Genomic DNA, 15,402 nt, shown 5'->3' on the forward strand with positions numbered 1-15,402 from the left:
GCCAGGGGCTACGACGTCACGTCCGTGACCCTCCAGCGTTGGTTGGAACCGGAGTTGGCCTGCCAGGTCGTGACGGCGGCACCCTCGTTCGTCGCCTGGCCGCCGACTTCGAGGAGGCGCCCGGTGGCCACGTTGACCAGGGTCCATGTCCCGTCACCGGTGGTCGACATGATCCACTCGGTGGCCGGGTCACGCTCGCCGGTGTCGGGCTCCACCACCGGGACGTTGTCGCGGACGGCGAGGCGCTTGCCCTCGACCGGGTTGGCGAAGACGTAGTGCCGGCGGGCGCCGGTCTTGCCGTACCGGGCGTCCAGCTGCCACTCCTGCGCGGTGGTTCCGTCGGCCGAGCCGATGACCAGGTTCGTGCCGTTGGCCGCGACGGTCACCCCTTTGCCGCTCTGCACGCCGGTCAGCGTGTAGGAGTGCCCCTTGCTGACCTGGCCGGCGTTCTTGGCGACACCCGAGACACCCTTGATGGCGAAGGACGTCACGGACTGGGCCGGGACGGTGTACGTCGCCTTGCCGTCGACGACCTTGACCGGGGCCTGCTCCTGGAGTTTGCCGTCGGCGCTGGTCACGGTCGGCGTGATGGTCGCGTTGCCCTTGACGGTGCGGAACTTGGACAGGTCGATGGTGACCGTACGGGCCGCGGTGGTGCTGTTGACGTGGACGAGCGAGGCGCCCTTGCCGTCCTTGGTCACGGCGGCGGCGCTGGAGGTGTCGTCCACCTTGATCAGTTTGTCGCCCGGCTTGATGAAGTGCGTGAAGTTGCGGGCCGTGTCGAACTTCGTGTTCGTGTAGATCGGGCACGACTGCAGGGTGTCCGTCTTGGTACAGCTGAACGGGAGCTGGATGGAGCCCCAGTTGCCGCCCTTGGCGGACTCCCCGCCCGGCTTCATGTTGTCGTAGTCCTCGACCGGCTGCCAGAACACCCAGGCGGTGGGCTCCAGTTCGCGCAGGTCGTTCACCATCTGCTGGGCGAGTCCGAGGCCCGGACGCATGTCCGTGAAGCTCTGCCCGTCGCCCCAGTCGCCCTCGACCTCGCTCATCCACAGCGGCTTGTCGGCGGCCTTGGCGAGGTCGCGCACGGTGGTGCGCTGCCCGGTGCCGTAGGTGTGGACGTTCATCTGGCCGACGACGTCCTTGGAGGCCTGCGAGTAGGAGTTCCAGTTCGTCGCGAAGACGGACGGGTTGGTCTCGTCCATCGCCGCGATCTGTGCCTTGGTCTTCGCCTTCTTCAGTGCGGGTGCCAGCGCGGCGAGCACCTTCTGCTGGAGTTCGGGGCCGATGTGCGCGCCCTCCTGGCGGCCGCCGACGGGCTGGCCGTCCGCGCCCAGAGTGGTGCCCCAGTAGCTGGTGTTGGGCTCGTTGAAGGGGTCGATCGTGTCGACCTTGATGCCCTCGGACTTCTCCAGCCGCTTCGTCGCACCCGCCAGATAGGCGGCGAAGCCGTCGACCGAGTCGGTCTTCAACTGGTCGGTGCCGGCGTTGAACGCGCCGGACACGTAACCGCTGTTGGTCATGAACCACGGCGGGGAGTTGCTGAACGTCTCCCAGTGGTCGACGTCGTTCTTGATGCGCTCCACCCACCAGCGCTGGGTGGCGTCGGCGTCCTCGTTCCAGTCCGCTTCGTCGTCCGCGCTCCACCAGTCGGTGTCCGTGCGGGTCGTGCCGTCGGGCGCCTTCCACCAGCCCTCGACGGCACCGCCGGCCCGCAGGTAGTCCTTGACGTCCGGGGCGTTGCCACCGCCGATGTTGTAGCGGGCGATGTTCAGCGCGAGGCCGTCGTCGTCGAAGAGCAGCTTGGCGAGCTTCTCGCGGATCGCCGGGGGGTAGTCGCCGGTGGCGTTGGCGAACCAGGCCAGGCTGGTGCCCCAGCCCTCGAACTTCTCCTGCTTGTACGACGGGTCCGGCGTCACGGTGACGGCGGCCTCGGCGTGCGCCTGCACGGGGACGCTGAGCAGGGCTGCCCCGGTGGCCAGGGCGGTCAGTGCGGCGGCCCCGAGGGTCCGTCTGCTGCGGGTACGGCGTGCCATCTGTACTCCCAACTGCGGTGCGGTCGCTGAGGTGGGCCCCTCCTGCCGCGCGGGCAGGAGGGGATGGCCCTCGACACGGCTGCGTGCTGTGCCGAGGAGTCGTCGAGTGCGGGTGGGTGACTTCAGCCGGCGGGCTGCCGCAGGACGGCGACCTCGCCCGGCCCGAGGACGAGAGCGCCCTCCGCGCCGCCGGTGCCGATCAGGACCTGTCCGTCCAGCCCCGCCACCGGCACCGTGTCGTCGGTCCGGTTGACCAGGAACAGGAACCGTCCCTCGGTGCCGCGCCGCACGGTCAGCTCGACCGACCCCCGTGCATCCGCCGGGAGTTCACTGCTGACGCCGGCCGGCTCCAGCAGCCGCGGCAGCAGCGAGCGGAGCCCGTCGACGCCGAGCCGGGTGGAGACGTACGAGGCCGAACCGCTGCCCGTGGGCCGCCGGGTCACCGCGGGGCGTCCGGTGTGCACACCGGTGCGGTAGTGCGCCAGGACCTCGGTGTCGTCGTCGGTGAGGGTGATCCGGTCGGTCCACAGGCTGCCCGAGGTGGCGTCGTCCAGCTCCACGGCCTCCCCGGTGAGCAGCGGACCGAACTCCTCGATGCGGATGCCGAGCAGGTCACGCAGGGCGCCCGGGTAACCGCCGAGCCAGACGTGGTCGTTCTCGTCGACGACGCCGGAGAAGTACGTGGTGACGAGGTGGCCGCCCTGTTCGGCGTAGCGGGTGAGCTCCTTGGCGAGTTCGGCCGGCACGACGTGCAGCACGGGCGCGATGATCACCTGGTGACGGGAGAGGTCGGCGCGGGTGGTGACGAGGTCGGCGCGGATACCGAGGGCGAGGAGCGCCGAGTACCAGTCGAGCGCCTCCTGCCGGTAGTCCAGCAGGGAGGTGGGGTGGGAGTCCTGCTCGCTGGCCCACCACGACTCCCAGTCGTAGAGGATGCCGACGGCAGCCGACTCCCGCTCCGAACCCGCCACCGGGGCAAGGGCCTTCAGCTTGGCGCCGAGGTCGGCCACCGCGCGGAAGAGGTCGCTGTCCTCACCGGCGTGCGGGACCATCGCCGAGTGGTACTTCTCGGCACCGGCGGCCGACTGCCGCCACTGGAAGAAGCACACCGCGTCGGCGCCGTGCGCCACGTGCAGCAGCGAGTCCCGGGCCAGGTCGCCCGGCCGCTTCGCCACATTGACGGGCTGCCAGTTGACGGCGCTGGTGGAGTGCTCCATCAGGAACCACGGCCGGCCGCTCGCGATGCCGCTGACCAGGTTCGCGGAGAAGGACAGCTCGTCGCGGTCCTGCGGGCCGGGATGGACGTAGTGGTCGTTGGAGACAAAGTCGATCTCGCCCGCCCAGTCCGGGTAGTTCATGCCCTTCGTGCCGCCCATCACCATGAAGTTGGTGGTGACCGGCACCCCGGGCGTGATCTCCCGCAGGATCTCGCGCTCCGCGACGAGATGGTCCTTCAGCGCGTCCGAGGAGAACCGCTTGAAGTCCAGCTGCTGGGTCGGGTTGGGGTGCGAGGCGGCCAGCCGCGGCGGCAGGATCTGCTCCCAGTCGCTGTAGCGCTGCGACCAGAAGGCGGTGCCCCAGGCGTGGTTGAGCGCGTCCAGCGTGCCGTAGCGGGCGCGCAGCCAGACGCGGAAGGCGCGGGCCGCGTCGTCCGAGTAGTCGTAGATGTTGTGGCAGCCCAGCTCGTTGGAGACATGCCAGGCGACCAGCGCGGGATGGTCCTGGTAGCGGGTGGCGATCTCCCGGACCAGGCGCAGGGCGTGCTCGCGGAAGACGGGCGAGGTGGGCCGCCAGTGCTGGCGGGCGCCCGGCCACACCGTCTCACCGTTCGCCGTGACCGGCAGGATCTCCGGGTGGGCGGTGGTGAGCCAGGGCGGCGGGGAGGCGGTGGCGGTGGCCAGGTCGACGCCGATCCCGCCCGCGTGCAGCAGGTCCATGACCTCGTCGAGCCAGCCGAAGTCCCAGGTGTCCGGGCCCGGCTGGATACGGGCCCAGGAGAAGATCCCCACGGAGACGACGTTGACGCCGGCCTCGCGCATCAGCCGGACGTCCTCCTCCCACACGTCCCGGGGCCACTGCTCGGGGTTGTAGTCGGCGCCGTAGGCCAGACGCGGGGCGGGGTCACCGTCCGCCCCGCGCAACATGCGGGACTGGAGGGTGGAGATCATGGCGGTCCTTCCGAAGGTGGTACACGGGGGCGGCGCGGCCCGGGTGCCGCGCCGCCCGGCGTTTTACTGCTGTCCGACTTCTTGCCGACTGCTTACCGACTACTTCTCGACGGTGAAGCCCTGCTCCTCGCCGTACTTGATCGAGGCGTCCTGCCAGGACTTCAGACCGTCCGCCAGCTTGGTGCCGGAGACGTAGGCCTTGCCGACCGTGTCGTTGAAGATCGAGTTGGCGTACTGCTGGAAGGGCAGGTACGACCAGTCGCCGCCGACGTTGGCGGCCGACTCGGCGAAGATCTTGTTCGCCTCCTGTCCGCCGAAGTAGTCGAACTTGGTGTTCTGGAACTCGGTGGACTGAAGCTCCGCGGTGGTCGCCGGGAAGGCGCCCTGCTTGACACGGGTCTGCACGCCGTCACCGGCGTTGGCGTACTCGACGAAGGCGTAGGCGAGTTCCTTGTTCTTGCCCAGCGCGGGCAGGGTCAGCGAGCTGCCACCGTTCTCTGTGCTCGCCTTGTCGCCCTTGGTCCAGGCCGGCATCGGGGCCGCTCGCCAGTCACCGGAGGCGTTCTTCACACCGGTGACGAAGTTGGCCGGCATCCAGGCGCCGCTGGGCAGCGTGGCGATGGTGCCGTCGCCCAGGCCCTTGTACCAGTCGTCGGTCCAGCCGTAGATGGGCGCGACGAGCTTCTCGTCGATGAGCTTCTGCCAGGTGTCGGTGTACTTCTTGGCGCCCGCGTCGTTGAAGTCGATCTTCACCTTGGTGCCGTCGACCTTGTAGGGACGCGAACCGGCCTGCCACAGCAGGCTGGTGGTGAGACCCGCGTCGCCTGCGTCGGCGGCGATGTAGACCTTGGGGTCGGCCTTGTGCAGCTTGCGGGCCGCCTCGACGTACTCGTCCCAGGTGGTCGGGACGGCGATCTTGTACTTGTCGAAGACCTTCTTGTTGTAGAACAGCGCCATCGGGCCGGAGTCCATCGGCAGGCCGTAGACCTTGTCGTCGTCGCTCACCGCGTTCCACGGACCCGGGGTGTACTTGGACGCGAGCTTGTCGGCGCCGTACGGGGCCAGGTTCGTGAGGCCCTTGGTGAGGGAGTACTGGCCCACCGCGAAGTACTCGACCTGCGCGACGTCGGGCACGCCCTTCCCGGCCGATATGGCGTTCGACAGGGCGGTGTAGTGCTTGTCGCCGGACCGCTCGCTGACGAGGTTGATCTTGACCTTGGGGTACTTCTTCTCGAAGTCGGCGGCGACCGTCTTGAGCGTGGGCTCCCAGGCCCAGACCGTGACCGTGCCGCCCTTCTTCAGGGCCGCCTGGATGTCCGAGGCGGAGACGGCCTTCTGGTCGGAGCTGTCGTCCGAGCCGCCGCAGGCGGTGGCGCCCAGGGCGAGGGTGGACAGGAGGGCGATGCCGCGCAGCAGGCGGCTGGTCTTTCTGCGCATGGAGGTGCTTCCACTTCTTCGTGGGTGGGACAGGTGAGGGGTGGGGGTTGCGCAAACACTGGGCTGAACGTGGGGTTTGGGGCGGCCGGAGGGCCGCGGGGTCACTCCTTGACGCTTCCTGCGGCGAGACCCGACTGCCAGTACTTCTGCAGCAGCAGGAACGCGGCGATCAGCGGCAGGATGGTGAGCAGCGAGCCGGTGATCACCAGGTTGAAGATCACGTCACCGCCGATCGTCTCCGCCTGGGAGTTCCAGACGCTCAGACCCAGGGTCAGGGGGTACCAGTCCGAGTCCTTGAGCATGATCAGCGGCAGGAAGTAGTTGTTCCAGGTGGCGACCGTGGTGAACAGCAGCACGGTCACGATGCCGGGGGCGAGCAGCGGCAGGACGACGGTGAAGAAGATGCGCGCCTCGCCGGCCCCGTCCATGCGGGCGGCCTCGATGAGTTCGGTGGGGATGGCCTCGGCGGCGAAGACCCACATCAGGTACAGGCCGAACGGCGAGACCAACGAGGGGATGATCACCGCCCAGGGGGTGTCGGTCAAGCCCATCTTGCTGAACATCAGGAAAGTGGGCACCGCGAGGGCCGTAGCGGGGACGGCCACGGCTCCGATGACCACGGCGAAGACGCCGCGCTTGCCGGGGAAGTCGAACTTGGCCAGCGCGTAACCGCCCAGGACCGCGAGGAAGGTGGCGCCGCCGGCGCCGAGCACCACGTACATCAGGGTGTTCAGGAGCCAGCGCGTGAACACACCGTCGTCGTACGTGAACGTGTCGCGGATGTTGTCCCACAGGGCGAAGTCGTGGGCGAACCACAGCCCGTTCGAATCGGCCAGACCCGACTGGGTCTTGGTGGCGTTGATGACCAGCCAGATGAGCGGCACCACGGTGTAGATGACCACCAGGGAGGCCAGCACGGTCAGCAGCACACTGCGCTTGGGACGCCCGGCGGTGTGCTTGCGGGGGGTTCGCAGACGGGGCACGCCCTTGCCCGCGCCGACGGGCTCGACGGGTGCGGACGGGGAGGCGGTGGTGAGAGGGCTGCTCATCGGGTCACGCTCCCTTGCGCATGCCGCGCAGCTGCACGACGTAAGCGATCACCATCGTGATCAGGCCCATGATGATGGCCACCGTCGCGGAGTAGTTGTGCTGCTGGCCGTTGAAGGACAGCGAGTACGTGTAGAAGTTCGGGGTGAAGTCGGTGGTGATGGCGTTGCGCGCCAGCGGCCGCAGGATGCTCGGCTCGTTGAAGAGCTGGAAGCTGCCGATGATGGAGAAGATCGTCGCGATGACGAGGGCGCCGCGGATGGCGGGCAGCTTGATCGCGGTGATGACGCGTATCTGTCCGGCGCCGTCGATCTCCGCCGCCTCGTACAGCGAGTGCGGGATGACGCGCAGCGCCGAGTAGAAGATCAGCATGTTGTAGCCGACGAACTCCCAGGTGACGATGTTGCCGATCGACGCCAGCACCAGGTGGGGCGAGAGCGGGTCGGGCAGGGTGACGCCGAACGCGTCGTTGATGTCGCCCACCAGCCCGTACTCCGTGCCGTACATGAAGCCCCACATCAGGGTGGCGACGACGGCGGGCACCGCGTACGGCAGGAAGATCGTGATGCGGAAGAAGTTCTTGCCGTAGAGCCGCCCGCTGTCCAGCGCCAGGGCCGCCAGCAGGGCGATGCCGAGCATGATCGGCACCTGGACCACGAGGAAGAGCAACACCCGGCCGAGGGAAGCCCAGAACTGATCGTCCTTCAGCGCCTCGGAGTAGTTGTCCAGGCCGACGAACTGGTTTCCGCCGATGAGCTGGTCACGGAAGAGGCTCAGGTAGATCGAGTACGCGATCGGGGCAAGGAAGACCAGGGCGAACACGGCCACGAAGGGACCGATGAAACCCCACCCCATCCAGGAGCGGCGGTCCCGTTTCGCCGGAGGAGGTGCCGGCCGCGGTTCGGCGGCCACCGGCGGTTGCAGCGTCGTCATGTCGTTCCTCGCTCGTCCAGTCCTGGAACCAGCGGTGTTGCGCGGAGATTTCCGAACGCCCCACCGCCACCATGATGTTTGCGTAAACATCAGCCACGCAAGAGCCTGGGCGAGCTGTTATGTTTGCGTTAACATCTGATGGCGGCATGTCTACACGGCCCCGATAACGATGGTCAAGGGTCCTCTGGGGAGACCGTGACACCTGAACAGACAGCGAGGTGGGCAGACCGAGTGGACATGGCTGAAAGAACACCGGTCAGAGCGACGGGACGCCACCGGGCCACCGCCTCCATGGCGGACGTCGCCCGGCTCGCCGGGGTGTCCTCGCAGACCGTCTCCCGAGTCTCCAACGGTTACGCGGGAGTGAACGAGGAGACCCGGCAGCAGGTGCTCGCGGCCATGAAGGAGCTCGGCTACCGGCCCAACAGTGCCGCCCGCGCCCTCAAGCGCGGGGAGTTCCGCACCATCGGCGTCATCACGTTCACGCTGTCCACGACCGGCAATGTGCGCACCCTGGAAGCGATCGCCACCTCGGCCGCCGCCGAGGGGTACGCGGTGACGTTGCTCCCGGTGGCCGTCCCCACCAGCGACGAGGTGCGCGGCGCGTTCTCCCGGCTGGAGGAACTGGCCGTCGACGCGGTGATCGTCATCATGGAGGTGCACCTGCTGGACGCAGCGACCGTCAAACTGCCGCCGCACGTCCAGGTGGTGGTGGTCGACTCCGACGCCGGCGACCACTACACCGTCGTCGACACCGACCAGGCCGGCGGCACCCGGACCGCCGTCCAGCATCTCCTCGACCTCGGCCACCGGACCGTCTGGCATCTGGGCGGCCCCGAGGACTCGTTCGCCGCGCAGCGCCGCGCGGACGCCTGGCGCGCCGCCCTCACCGAGGCGGGCCGCACCCCGCCGCCCCTCGTCAGGGGCGACTGGTCGGCTGAGTCCGGATACCGGGCCGGTCTCGAGCTCGCGGCCCGCGAGGAGTGCACCGCGGTCTTCGTGGCCAACGACCAGATGGCCCTGGGCCTGCTGCGGGCCCTGCACGAACGGGGCCGCCGGGTGCCCGAGGACGTCAGCGTCATCGGCTTCGACGACATCCCCGAGGCGAGTTCCTTCCTGCCCCCGCTCACCACCCTGCACCAGGACTTCGCCGAGGTCGGCCGGCTCTGCGTCCAGGCCGTGCTGCGCAAGATGCGCCCGGACGGCCCGGAACGGGGAACGACGCTGGTGCCGACGGCGCTGGTAATCCGGGAGAGCACCGCGCCGCCGCCCGCCGTCCGGTAACGGCTGCTTCGGTTCGGTAAGGCGCTCACCCGCGTCGTTGGTGCAGTCGGCACGGGCCGCCGTCGGAACATGTGTTGAGCTTTCGGGGCATGTGTTCAGTTTGCTGCGGTTGCGCCCGAGACATCCCGGTCGTCGGCCCCACCGTGACGGCTTGGGGGCCCGGGCGGCACCCGCCGGACCACGGGTGCCGCCCAGCCCGTTCTGCCCCCGCTCGCCCAGAGGGCCGCTCAGCGGGCTGGACACCGCTTCACCTGCGCGAATCGATACCCTCGACAGCACGATGAACAACACTCCGATCCCCCTGGGCCCGAAGGCCGACAAGGCGACGGTCCGCCGGCACAACCTCAGTCTGGTGCTGCGGGCCGTGCACGACGCGGGCGACGCCACCCGGGCCGCGGTCGCCACCCGCGTCGGGCTGACCCGGGCCGCGGTGTCCTCCCTGGTCGAGCAGCTGCTGGAGAACGGCTTCCTGACCGAATGGGGCAAGACCAGCAGCGGCCAGGTGGGACGCCCCGGCACGGTACTGAAGGTGGCGCGCACCGGCCCGGCCGGGCTCGGGGTGGAGATCAACGTCGACTACGTCGTCGTCTGCGTGGTGGACCTTGCCGGCACCGACCGGGTCCGGCTGGTCGAGCACGTCGACAACCGCGGGGTGCAGCCCTCGGAGGTGCTCGCGCGCGCCGCCCAACTGGCCGCGCGGGCCCTGGGATCGGCCGCCGAGCAGGGTCTCACACCGGTCGGCGCCCATGTCGTGGTGCCTGGCCTGGTCACCGGCGGCACCGTCCGACAGGCCCCCAACCTCGGCTGGACCCGGGTCGCCGTCGAGGGGCTGTTCGCCCAGTTGCTGACCACCCTCGCCCCCACCCGGCGCCCACTGCCGGTCAGCTCCGACAACGAGGCCAACGCCGCGGCCCTCGCCGAGCTGTGGTACGGCGCCGGCACCGAGGGCGTGCGCAGCTTCCTCTATCTGACCGGTGAGATCGGCATCGGCGGGGCGCTGGTCGTCGGCGGCGAACTGCTGCGCGGCGCGCACGGCTTCGCCGGCGAGATCGGGCACATGGTCGTCGACCCCGACGGCCCGCTGTGCCCGTGCGGGGCCCACGGCTGCCTGGAGCAGTACGCGGGGCAGGCCGCGCTGCTGGACGCCGCCGGCATCACCACCACGGCCGGCGTGCTGGGCGTCGCCGAACTCCAGCGGCGGGTGCGCCGCGCCGACCCCGACGCCCTCGCCGCCGTCGAACGCGCCGGACGGCAGTTGGGCTACATCGTCTCCGGCGCGGTGAACCTCTTCGACCCGGACGCGGTGATGCTCGGCGGGTTCTACCGGGGGCTCACCCGCTGGCTGGCGCCCGCCGTGGAACGGGAGTTGTCCCTCAGGGTGGTCTCGGGACTGTGGGCCAGGGGCAGCGGCCGGCTGCGGGCCGCCTCCCCGCTGGGCGACGCGGCCAGGGGAGCGGCCGGGGTGATCGTGCAGGAGGTGCTCGCCGACCCGGCGGCCTTCGCCGACCGCTACGACGACTGAAGCCGACCGCGACGACGAGCTCCTGAGAGGAGCTCACAAAATGCGAGCCGGGCGCCCGTTCTGTGAGCTCCTCTGAAGCGGCCGGCGGGCTCCGGCCGGGCGCGAGCCGCGGACGCGCAGGAGAGGCGGACGCGCGGGAGAGGCGGACGCGCAGGAGAGGCGGCGGCACACCTGCCGCCACCCCTCCCGGGCCGCGTGCCGTCAGCCGCGCTGGGCGGCGATCATCGACCGGTACCAGTGGTAGCTGTCCTTCGGGGTGCGCACCTGGGTGTCGTAGTCGACCCGGATGATCCCGAACCGCTTGTCGTAGCCGAAGGCCCACTCGAAGTTGTCCAGCAGCGACCACACGTAGTAGCCCCGGACGTCGACACCGGCGTCGATCGCCGCGCGCAGCGCGGTCAGGTGGCCGCGCAGGTACTCGACCCGGTCGGTGTCGTGCACCGCGCCGTCCTCGCTCACCGCGTCGTGCTCGGCGGAGCCGTTCTCGGTGATGTGGATCGGCGGCAGGGCGTCGCCGTACTGCTTCTTCAGCGCCACCAGCAGATCGGTGAAGGTGTCCGGCGCGACCGCCCAGCCCATCGCGGTCTCCCGGACGCCCGGCATCCGGACCTCCTCGTACCGGTTGTCGGTCGCCACCCGCTTGGCCGGGTCGGCCTCGCGCAGCGGGGCGTCGGCGACCACGATCGGCCGGTAGTAGTTGATGCCGAGGAAGTCCAGCGGCTGCGAGATCAGCTCCAGGTCGCCGTCCCGGCGGAAGTCCGCTCCGGTGATCAGATCGCCGAAGGTGTCCTCTTCGGTCGCCGCGTAGCGGCCCGCCAGGATCGGCTCGGTCCACACCAGGTTGTGCTGGGTGTCCGCGCGGACCACGGCCGCGAGGTCGGCGGCCGAGTCGGTGGCGGGCAGGTTGCGGTCGAGGTTGAGGGTGATCCCGACCTCGCGTACCCCGGCCGACCGCAGCGCCTGCACCGCGAGGCCGTGGCCGACCAGCAGGTGGTGCACGGCGGCCAGCGCGGGAGTTCCCTCCTGGGCGCCCGGCGCGTGCCGGCCGATGGCGTAGCCGAGGAACGCGCTGCACCAGGGCTCGTTGAGGGTGATCCAGCGCGGCACCCGGTCGCCCAGGTGCTCGGCCACCACGGCCGTGTACTCGGCGAACCGCTCCGCCGTCTCGCGCACCCGCCAGCCGCCCCGGTCTTCCAGGGCCTGCGGCAGGTCCCAGTGGTAGAGGGTGGCGGCCGGCTCGATACCCGCCTCCAGCAGCTCGTCCACCAGCCGGGAGTAGAAGTCCAGGCCCTTGGGGTTCACCGGGCCGCTGCCGTCGGGCACGATCCGCGGCCAGGCGAGGGAGAACCGGTACGAGTCCACGCCCAGGTCGCGCAGCAGCGCCACGTCCTCCGGGTAGCGGTGGTAGTGGTCGCAGGCCACGTCACCGGTGTCACCGTTCACCACCAGACCGGGGGTGTGGCTGTAGGTGTCCCAGATGGAGGGGCCGCGGCCGTCCTCCCGCGCGGCGCCCTCGATCTGGTACGAGGCGGTGGCGGCGCCGAACACGAAGCCGGACGGGAATCCGGGGAAGCCACTCATGAGGCGATGTCCCTTTCCAGGTGTGTGGTGGTCACTTGACGGAGCCGCCGGTGATGCCGGCGGCGATGTACTTCTGCGCGAGCACGAGCAGGATTGCCGCGGGGATCGCGGAGAGCACGGAGGCGGCCATGACCGAACCCCAGTCGCCGACGTGCGCGCCGATGTACTGGTAGATGCCCAGGGTGACCGGCTTGACGTGGTCGGTGGTGTTCAGGGTGAGCGCGAACATGAAGTCGCTCCACGCGTACAGGAAGGAGAACAGCCCGGCGGTGATCAGCGAGTTGCGGCTCATCGGCAGCACGACCTGGACGAAGGTGCGCAGCCGGCCGGCTCCGTCGACCTCGGCCGCCTCGATGACCTCACGCGGGATGGCCACCATGAAGGACCGCATCAGCACGATCGCGAACGGGATGCCCAGCGAGGCGTCGGCCAGCATCAGACCGAAGTAGGAGTTGACCAGGCCGAGGTCCACGTAGGCGCTGTACATCGCGTTGGCGATGACGATGCCCGGCACCATCTGGGTGATCAGGGTGCCGAACACCACGGTCTTGGCGCCGGGCAGCTTGAACTGCGCAAGGCCGTAGGCGGCCGGCGCGGAGAACGCCAGGCAGATCACGACGGCGCCCAGCGCCACCGCGAGGGAGGTCAGCAGATGGCCGCCCTGCTCGGTCACGGCCGAGGAGAAGCCGGACAGGTCCAGGCTGTGCGGGACCGGATCCACCTCCAGCAGACCGGACTCGGGCTGCAGCGCGGTGTTGATCATCCAGTACAGCGGGAACAGCATCACGCAGAGGATGAGGATGCCGACGACCGTCGTGCCCCAGCGGCGCTTCGTCTTGTTGACGGCCGGGGCCGGGGCGGCGGGAGTGGTGGTCGCCATGCCGGTCACTTCCCCTCGTTGCGGTTGGCCCGCAGGTAGAACACCGCGAACACGGCGGAGATCAGGATCAGGATGTTGCCGACCACGGCGCCGGCCCCGAAGTCCAGCTGGACGAAGGAGTTCTGGTACGTCAGCGTGCCCAGGGTCTGCGTGGAGTCGGCGGGGCCGCCGTCGGTGAGCGCCAGCACCAGGTCGAGGATCTTGACCGTGGACATGAAGCCCAGCACCAGCACGACCGTGATGACCGGCTTCAGCAGCGGCAGCGTGACCGAGCGGAAGGTGCGCCAGGCGGAGGCGCCGTCGAGCGAGGCAGCCTCGTAGACCTCGCGCGGGACCTCCTGGAGGCCGCCGTAGAGGATCACCATGTTGAACGGGATGCCGATCCAGATGTTCACCAGGATCACGGCGAGCAGCGCCATGTGGGTGCTGGTCAGCCACGGGGTGTGGCCGATGCCGAACAGCCCGAGGAAGGAGTTCAGCACGCCGGTGTCCTGGTCCAGGATGCGCCGCCAGACGATGCCGGAGACGACCATGGGCACCAGCCAGGGCAGCAGGATCAGCGCGCGCAGCACCCCGTTGAGCGGGAACTTGCGGTTGAAGAACACCGCCAGGCCCAGACCGATGCAGAACTGGCCGATCAGCGAGCCGATCGTGAAGACGATCGTCTGCCACAGGGCCTTGCCGAACAGGTCGTCGCCGAAGACGTTGCGCCAGTTGTCCAGGCCGTTGAAGGGGGCCTTGCCGGTGAAGAACGTCGACGGCGTGTAGTGCTGGAAGCTCATCACGATGTTGCGGACGAGCGGGTAGCCGAAGAACAGCAGCATGAACAGCACGGCGGGGGCCACGAAGCCCCACTGCGCGAGCGTGCGGCGCCGACGGGTGCGGGCCGGGTCGGGGGCGGCTCCGGCGGTGGTGGTGCCGGTGGCCGCGGGGGCGGGAACAGCAGCGGTGGTGGACATCGTCGTTACCTCACTTCCCGCTCTCGACGCGCGCCTGCGCGTGCTTCAGTGCCGATTCGCTTGACTCGCCGGTGAGCGCCGACTGGAACGCACTCTGCAGGGCGAGGGAGATCGAGGTCCAGCCGGAGCCGACCTTGGCGGTGCGCGAGCGCGCCACCGCGACCTGGTCGGCCAGCGAGCTGAGCGAGGGGACCTTCTTGCGCCAGGTGGCGGCGGCCTTCTGGTTGGCCGGGATCATCCAGCTGTTGAGCGCGTAGGTCACTTCCTCCTGCTCGCTCGTCATGCAGTTGACGATCTTCGCGGACATCTTCTCGCGCGTGGTGTCGCCGATGTCCGGGATGGTCAGCTCACCGCCGCCCAGCGGGCCCACGGAGTCGTCCCCGGCTTTGGGGACGGGAATCTGCGCGATGCCCCAGTGCAGGTTCTTCTTGGTGTTGAGGGTCTCGACCTGCCACGGGCCGTTGATCATCATGGCGGCGTTGCCGGCCATGAACTGGTCGTTGACGTCGGCCTGCGTCCAGTTGATCGTCGACTTCGACAGCGAGCGGTCGGAGATCAGCGACTTCCAGTAGTCCAGTGCCTGGGCCACCTGTCGGCTGTCGAGGTCGGTCTCGTCGCCGCCGTTGGACCACATGAACGGCGTGAACTGGTAGACACCGTCCTCCGCGCCGCCCGCGCTCAGGGCGATGCCGTACTGGTGGCCCTGGGTGAGCTTCTTGGCCGTCTCGCGCATCTCGTCCCACGTGGTGGGCACCTTGAGGCCGGCCTTCTCGAGGATGTCCTTGTTGTAGAAGAGCGCGAGGGTGTTCACCGTGCGCGCCGCGCCGTAGTACGTGCCCTTGTAGGAGCCGTAGTCGATGATGCCCTGCGGTACGTCGGTGGTGTCGACGCCCAGCTTCTTCAGGTCCATCAGGCCGCCGGTCTCCGCGAAGGTCGGCATCTCGGAGCCGTCGAACTGGATGACGTCCGGCAAAGACTTCGAGGACGCCATCCGCAGCGACTTGGTCATGACCTGGTTGGCCGGGACCGACTGCTGCTGGATGGTGACGCCGAGCTGCTTGCTGCAGCGCTCGAGAGTCGCCGCGTCCCAGCTGTGGTACGAGTCGTCCGTCGAGGAGTTCAGGACGGTGTACACGTCGGGGTCGCGGGACTGGCCGCAGCCGGCCAGCGCGACGGTGCCGACGAGCGCGGAGGCGACGGTGAGCGGGACGAGGACGCGCCGACGGACCCGCCGGCGTCCGGGACGTGCCCCGTTCGGAAGGTGTGCTGTCACGGTGGTGCCCTTGCGTGGGAGGGGTGCCGGCTCCGGCGGACGCCCGTGTCCGGCGGAGTGAGGAGAACAGAGAGCGGGCCCGGGGCCCTGGGCGCGGTTCCGGCGGACGCGCGTCCGTGGGGGGTGATTCACCCCCGTGCCCGGCGCGCGCGGCGCCGGGCACGGGACGGGTGGTCTGGGTCAGCGGGCGCCGAGGAGGTGGTCCATGGCCAGCTGGTCGAGCTGCTCGAAGGCCATGCCACGCGCGGCGGCGGCGTCCACGTCGAAGTCCTCGAACGCGCT

General features: G+C 69.5%; 11 protein-coding genes. 2 read left to right on the forward strand and 9 right to left on the reverse strand.

All coding sequences use genetic code 11. The features are described 5' to 3' along the window. Positions 1 to 8: 8 nt before the first annotated feature. From ABT114_RS12040 to ABT114_RS12060, 5 genes are all read right to left on the reverse strand, one after another. Positions 9 to 2,036: a glycoside hydrolase gene (locus tag ABT114_RS12040; RefSeq protein WP_351141333.1), complete on the reverse strand. Its 2,028-nt coding sequence runs from the start codon at positions 2,034 to 2,036 to the stop codon at positions 9 to 11. A 122-nt stretch (positions 2,037 to 2,158) separates the two neighbouring features. Then, a complete protein-coding gene (locus ABT114_RS12045) occupies positions 2,159 to 4,204 on the reverse strand; it encodes a beta-galactosidase (RefSeq protein ID WP_351141335.1) in 2,046 nt (681 codons plus the stop codon). Between the two features lie 99 nt (positions 4,205 to 4,303). Further along, on the reverse strand, positions 4,304 to 5,641 hold the full coding sequence (locus ABT114_RS12050) for an ABC transporter substrate-binding protein (protein WP_351141337.1): 1,338 nt from the start codon (positions 5,639 to 5,641) through the stop codon (positions 4,304 to 4,306). A 101-nt stretch (positions 5,642 to 5,742) separates the two neighbouring features. Continuing rightward, complete coding sequence (locus ABT114_RS12055; protein ID WP_351141338.1) at positions 5,743 to 6,690, reverse strand: carbohydrate ABC transporter permease; 948 nt, start codon at positions 6,688 to 6,690, stop codon at positions 5,743 to 5,745. A 4-nt stretch (positions 6,691 to 6,694) separates the two neighbouring features. Further along, complete coding sequence (locus tag ABT114_RS12060; RefSeq protein ID WP_351141339.1) at positions 6,695 to 7,621, reverse strand: carbohydrate ABC transporter permease; 927 nt, start codon at positions 7,619 to 7,621, stop codon at positions 6,695 to 6,697. A gap of 237 nt (positions 7,622 to 7,858) precedes the next feature. On the opposite strand from ABT114_RS12060, the gene ABT114_RS12065 reads away from it, so the two are divergent. Together ABT114_RS12065 and ABT114_RS12070 are read left to right on the forward strand one after the other, a co-directional pair. Further along, positions 7,859 to 8,905 carry a LacI family DNA-binding transcriptional regulator gene (locus ABT114_RS12065; RefSeq protein ID WP_351141341.1) on the forward strand — a complete coding sequence of 349 codons (1,047 nt, stop codon included), beginning with the start codon at positions 7,859 to 7,861 and terminating at the stop codon, positions 8,903 to 8,905. Positions 8,906 to 9,185: 280 nt separating this feature from the next. Then, the gene (locus ABT114_RS12070; RefSeq protein ID WP_351141343.1) at positions 9,186 to 10,427 is read left to right on the forward strand and encodes an ROK family protein; all 1,242 of its coding nucleotides are present in this window, start codon (positions 9,186 to 9,188) and stop codon (positions 10,425 to 10,427) included. Between the two features lie 201 nt (positions 10,428 to 10,628). Here ABT114_RS12070 and ABT114_RS12075 read toward each other — a convergent pair whose 3' ends face one another. Genes ABT114_RS12075 through ABT114_RS12090 form a run of 4 tightly spaced genes read right to left on the reverse strand, consistent with a single transcriptional unit; the run spans position 10,629 to position 15,120 of the window. Then, complete coding sequence (locus ABT114_RS12075) at positions 10,629 to 12,008, reverse strand: GH1 family beta-glucosidase (protein WP_351141345.1); 1,380 nt, start codon at positions 12,006 to 12,008, stop codon at positions 10,629 to 10,631. A gap of 31 nt (positions 12,009 to 12,039) precedes the next feature. Then, a complete protein-coding gene (locus ABT114_RS12080) occupies positions 12,040 to 12,888 on the reverse strand; it encodes a carbohydrate ABC transporter permease (protein ID WP_351141348.1) in 849 nt (282 codons plus the stop codon). Between the two features lie 5 nt (positions 12,889 to 12,893). Beyond that, entirely contained in the window at positions 12,894 to 13,847 is a 954-nt protein-coding gene (locus tag ABT114_RS12085) for a carbohydrate ABC transporter permease (protein ID WP_351141350.1), read from the reverse strand. A 10-nt stretch (positions 13,848 to 13,857) separates the two neighbouring features. Further along, a complete protein-coding gene (locus tag ABT114_RS12090) occupies positions 13,858 to 15,120 on the reverse strand; it encodes a sugar ABC transporter substrate-binding protein (RefSeq protein ID WP_351141352.1) in 1,263 nt (420 codons plus the stop codon). Between the last annotated feature and the right edge of the window lie 282 nt (positions 15,121 to 15,402).

This window comes from Streptomyces sp. NPDC002088, from assembly GCF_040296605.1.
Taxonomy (GTDB): Bacteria; Actinomycetota; Actinomycetes; order Streptomycetales; family Streptomycetaceae; genus Streptomyces.